Source organism: Vibrio sp. 661 (assembly GCF_033339315.1).
GTDB classification, from domain to species: Bacteria; Pseudomonadota; Gammaproteobacteria; order Enterobacterales; family Vibrionaceae; genus Vibrio; species Vibrio alginolyticus.
Window position 1 is genome coordinate 1 of record NZ_JAWOUJ010000039.1, and the last position, 4,112, is coordinate 4,112.

Here is a 4,112-nt window from a genome sequence, read left to right on the forward strand (position 1 = left end):
GCATTGCCTCCAATTCCCATAATTTATTACGCCGATAATAACTTGGTGTAACCCGCTTTATTCGCCACATCATCAAGCAGTAAAGACTGATCTAAATTATGTTCAATCCATAATAGAACATCTTTGATAACCGTTGTATGAAACTGCTTATCATCATATCTTAATTGGATGTTATTAGCTTTATTTTGATAGCGAGAATGCTGTTCAATATACATAAAATAACCTAAATGTTCTTAAGATTGTCACGACCACATCATCATGATACCATAAACATACTGACGGTATGTTATTTTAAATCTATCATGGAAAATAAAAATCATCAACAAGAAAATTTTAAGAGTACCTATCAATCACTGGTTAACTCAGCACGAATATTGTTTGTTGAAAAAGGCTATCAAGCTGTTTCAATAGATGAGATCTCGGGAAAAGCGTTGGTGACCAAAGGTGCCTTTTATCATCACTTTAAAAATAAAAAACAATTACTCAGTGCCTGTTATAAGCAGCAATTAATTATGATTGATGCCTACATCACAACAAAAACTGATTTAACAAATGGTTGGTCTGCCTTAGAAAGTATATTTGAACATTATCTTGATTATATTATTGATAATAATAAAAACCTTATCCCTATCCAAGAAGTGATGCCTATCATTGGTTGGAATGAACTTGAAAAAATTAGCCTTGAATACATTACTGGTAAGGTAAACGCCATTGTCAGCAAATTGATCCAAGAGAACCAACTTAAAGCTTATGATGATGATGTGCTTAAAAACTTACTCAATGGCTGGTTTATGCATATCGCAATACATGCGAAAAACCTAAAAGAGCTTGCCGATAAAAAAGGCCAATTTATTGCTATTTACCGCGGCTTTTTATTGAGCTTGAAAGATAAATAAAATAGATAGGTTTTATTTGAAGCTAAATCTTCTTTATCGTAAAAAATGCCCTCTTGGGTTATCAAGAGGGTCATTATATTTCGCGGAATAACATCATTTGGTGACGAAATAACTAAGCACTTGTCTCCTGTTTACTCCCCTGAGCTTGAGGGGTTAACATGAAGGTCATCGATAGCAGGATAATAATACAGTAAAACGCTAAACCAATAATCCAAATCCAGCCATCCCAAATTGGTAGTGAATGATTATAAATAACAGCAAACAGTAATGGGCCAATAACACCGGTTGCATTGTTAAGGCTCACCAATAATCCCTGTAAAGCACCTTGCTGATGACTCTTTGTTTGGATAGACATCACTCCCTGTAATGCAGGTAAAGCGATCCCACCACCAGCCAATAAAATTAAAACAGGGAAAACTAACCAACCTTCAGATATAAACGCTAAAAAGGCAAATGCACTACTATCTGCAATAAATCCGAGCAGTACTGCCGTTTTTTCGCCCCATTTAGTGGCTATTCTTCCTGCCACAAAGGCTTGGAATACTGAGTGTAAAAGACCAAGACCCGCTAATGAAAAGCCAACCATCATGCTATTCCATCCAAAACGATTTTCGGTAAATAGCACCCACACCGTTGCGGGAATTTGGCCTATCAATTGCGCTGAAAAATAAATAATCAACAAAATGGGCATCGTTTTAAATAAAGTGATGTATACCGAATTCGATTGCGTCTCAACCCCTACTTCGGTATCTGTATTATCACGTGTATTTTTGGTTTCACGGAACCAAAACATAACCACAAGGAAAGTGACAATATTTAGCAACGCAGCGATAAAAAAGGGACTATGCGGTGAAATCTCTCCTGCAAAACCACCAATAATAGGCCCCGCTATTAAACCAAGCCCAAAACTTGCCCCTAACCAACCGAACCACTTCACGCGTTGAGAAGCTGAGGTGGTATCGGCAATGACCGATGCCGCGACAGCCCCAGTAGCTCCTGTGATCCCTGAAAGCAAACGGCCTAAATACAGCATCCAAAGCGCACTTGAAAAAGCCAGCAATAAGTAATCCAGCGATGCGCCTATTAATGACAACAACAGCACTGGGCGCCGACCAAATCGGTCAGACATTTTTCCAAGCCAAGGAGCAAAGATAACCTGCATTAACGCATAAAGTGCAAGCAATACGCCAAAGTGGTTAGCGATATCTTCCGAAGCAATAAATTCACGTAATAACGTTGGCAAGACTGGCATGATAAGGCCAATCCCCATGGCATCGAGTAACGTAATTACCAATGCGATCTTTGTCGAACTATTCATTTCACTTTTCTCTATCACTGATAGGGAGTGGTAAAATAACTCTATCAATGATAGAGTGTCAACAAAAATTAGGAATTAATGATGTCTAGATTAGATAAAAGTAAAGTGATTAACAGCGCATTAGAGCTGCTTAATGAGGTCGGAATCGAAGGTTTAACAACCCGTAAACTCGCCCAGAAGCTAGGTGTAGAGCAGCCTACATTGTATTGGCATGTAAAAAATAAGCGGGCTTTGCTCGACGCCTTAGCCATTGAGATGTTAGATAGGCACCATACTCACTTTTGCCCTTTAGAAGGGGAAAGCTGGCAAGATTTTTTACGTAATAACGCTAAAAGTTTTAGATGTGCTTTACTAAGTCATCGCGATGGAGCAAAAGTACATTTAGGTACACGGCCTACAGAAAAACAGTATGAAACTCTCGAAAATCAATTAGCCTTTTTATGCCAACAAGGTTTTTCACTAGAGAATGCATTATATGCACTCAGCGCTGTGGGGCATTTTACTTTAGGTTGCGTATTGGAAGATCAAGAGCATCAAGTCGCTAAAGAAGAAAGGGAAACACCTACTACTGATAGTATGCCGCCATTATTACGACAAGCTATCGAATTATTTGATCACCAAGGTGCAGAGCCAGCCTTCTTATTCGGCCTTGAATTGATCATATGCGGATTAGAAAAACAACTTAAATGTGAAAGTGGGTCTTAAAAGCAGCATAACCTTTTTCCGTGATGGTAACTTCACGGTAACCAAGATGTCGAGTTAACCACCCTTTAGATTCATAAAGCGAAAATAATGCGGCTCCAACGTACCCACCTAAATGGAAACGGCGTTCACTCCAATCTAAACACGCACAACAGATTTTACGTGAATGTTTGGAAGGAACGTCAATTCCCATTTCATGAAAATATTGAATACCACTTAATGTGATCATTGAACCATTTTCAGTGATCCATTGCTGTTGACAAAGGGAATCATAGATCTTAACGGCAACTTCGCCAGCTAAATGATCATAGCAAGTACGTGCTTTTCGTAAATGCACTGGCGTGGAAACTTTGGCATGTACGCCATGGTTTAAGGAGATCCCCATCATACTTTCCATCAATTCAGCAATATCTTTTCCTGCTAGCCGAAAATAACGATGCTTGCCTTGAGCTACTACTGTGATTAGCTGGCAATCTAATAATTTAGATAAATGACTGCTCGCCGTTGAAGCTGATATATTCGCCACAGAACTTAGCTCAGTGGCCGTCCAAGCTCGCCCATCCATCAAAGCACTGAGTATTTTAACTCGTGAAATGTCAGACATAGCCGCCCCTATCGCGGCTATTGAGGACTCAAAGGTAACCTCTTTTCGTATTAAATTAGCCATCGCAAGTTCACTTTATTGCCCAAGGGAGCGTAACAGATGCAGCCATACTATCATTGTCCGTTATTAATATCAGTTGGTTAGCATGGTCACTGTATTGCACTAAAATATTAATGTTATTCTCCGCCAATACTCGTGCTATTTCGCCAAGTTCCCCCGGTTTTTCCTGTTTTAACTTACGAATTAATGGTGTCCGGATCGCAAGTACTAACAGTCCAGCTTGCTCTAGCGCTATTTTAGCTTCCTTTCCTTGTTCAACAAGAAAATGAGCATGGCATTCATCACCAACCGTAAATATCCCTCCCCCTTCCAATCCAATACCTTTATTACCTAATGTTTTTCCTAGTAATGCTAATTGTCCTATTTGATTATCTAAAACAACGTGAACATCAAACATTATCCTTGTCCTTTTTAAATGAATATTCGCGAGTAATATGAGCAATACTAATTTTGTAAAAATCAAATATTGACTCTCGCCCTTCTTGTTGAGCTTTCGCATGTAAAACATGATTTTTCCATTGCAGAACTGCGT

The 4,112-nt window shown here is 39.0% G+C and carries 6 protein-coding genes and 1 pseudogene; 2 read left to right on the forward strand and 5 right to left on the reverse strand.

The genetic code is table 11. The annotated features are described in order from the left end of the window. Positions 1 to 26: 26 nt before the first annotated feature. Positions 27 to 215: a hypothetical protein gene (locus R7P69_RS24370; RefSeq protein ID WP_199828333.1), complete on the reverse strand. Its 189-nt coding sequence runs from the start codon at positions 213 to 215 to the stop codon at positions 27 to 29. A gap of 87 nt (positions 216 to 302) precedes the next feature. On the opposite strand from R7P69_RS24370, the gene tetC reads away from it, so the two are divergent. Continuing rightward, a complete protein-coding gene (tetC, locus tag R7P69_RS24375; protein ID WP_000428546.1) occupies positions 303 to 896 on the forward strand; it encodes a tetracyline resistance-associated transcriptional repressor TetC in 594 nt (197 codons plus the stop codon). A gap of 112 nt (positions 897 to 1,008) precedes the next feature. Here the strand turns inward: tetC and tet(B) are convergent, their stop codons facing one another. Further along, complete coding sequence (tet(B), locus tag R7P69_RS24380; RefSeq protein WP_010446567.1) at positions 1,009 to 2,214, reverse strand: tetracycline efflux MFS transporter Tet(B); 1,206 nt, start codon at positions 2,212 to 2,214, stop codon at positions 1,009 to 1,011. Positions 2,215 to 2,295: 81 nt separating this feature from the next. On the opposite strand from tet(B), the gene tetR(B) reads away from it, so the two are divergent. Next, complete coding sequence (tetR(B), locus tag R7P69_RS24385; RefSeq protein ID WP_000088605.1) at positions 2,296 to 2,919, forward strand: tetracycline resistance transcriptional repressor TetR(B); 624 nt, start codon at positions 2,296 to 2,298, stop codon at positions 2,917 to 2,919. Here the strand turns inward: tetR(B) and R7P69_RS24390 are convergent. The 3 genes and pseudogenes from R7P69_RS24390 to R7P69_RS24400 all read right to left on the reverse strand — a co-directional run. Further along, on the reverse strand, positions 2,897 to 3,583 hold the full coding sequence (locus R7P69_RS24390) for an ArsR/SmtB family transcription factor (RefSeq protein WP_001284954.1): 687 nt from the start codon (positions 3,581 to 3,583) through the stop codon (positions 2,897 to 2,899). The two genes, tetR(B) and R7P69_RS24390, sit on opposite strands and share 23 nt — an antisense overlap. A 7-nt stretch (positions 3,584 to 3,590) precedes the next feature. Further along, on the reverse strand, positions 3,591 to 3,977 hold the full coding sequence (locus R7P69_RS24395; RefSeq protein ID WP_000460651.1) for a hypothetical protein: 387 nt from the start codon (positions 3,975 to 3,977) through the stop codon (positions 3,591 to 3,593). Further along, a pseudogene (locus tag R7P69_RS24400) lies at positions 3,970 to 4,112 on the reverse strand (antibiotic biosynthesis monooxygenase); the annotation flags it as partial. The pseudogene R7P69_RS24400 and the gene R7P69_RS24395, both read right to left, overlap by 8 nt.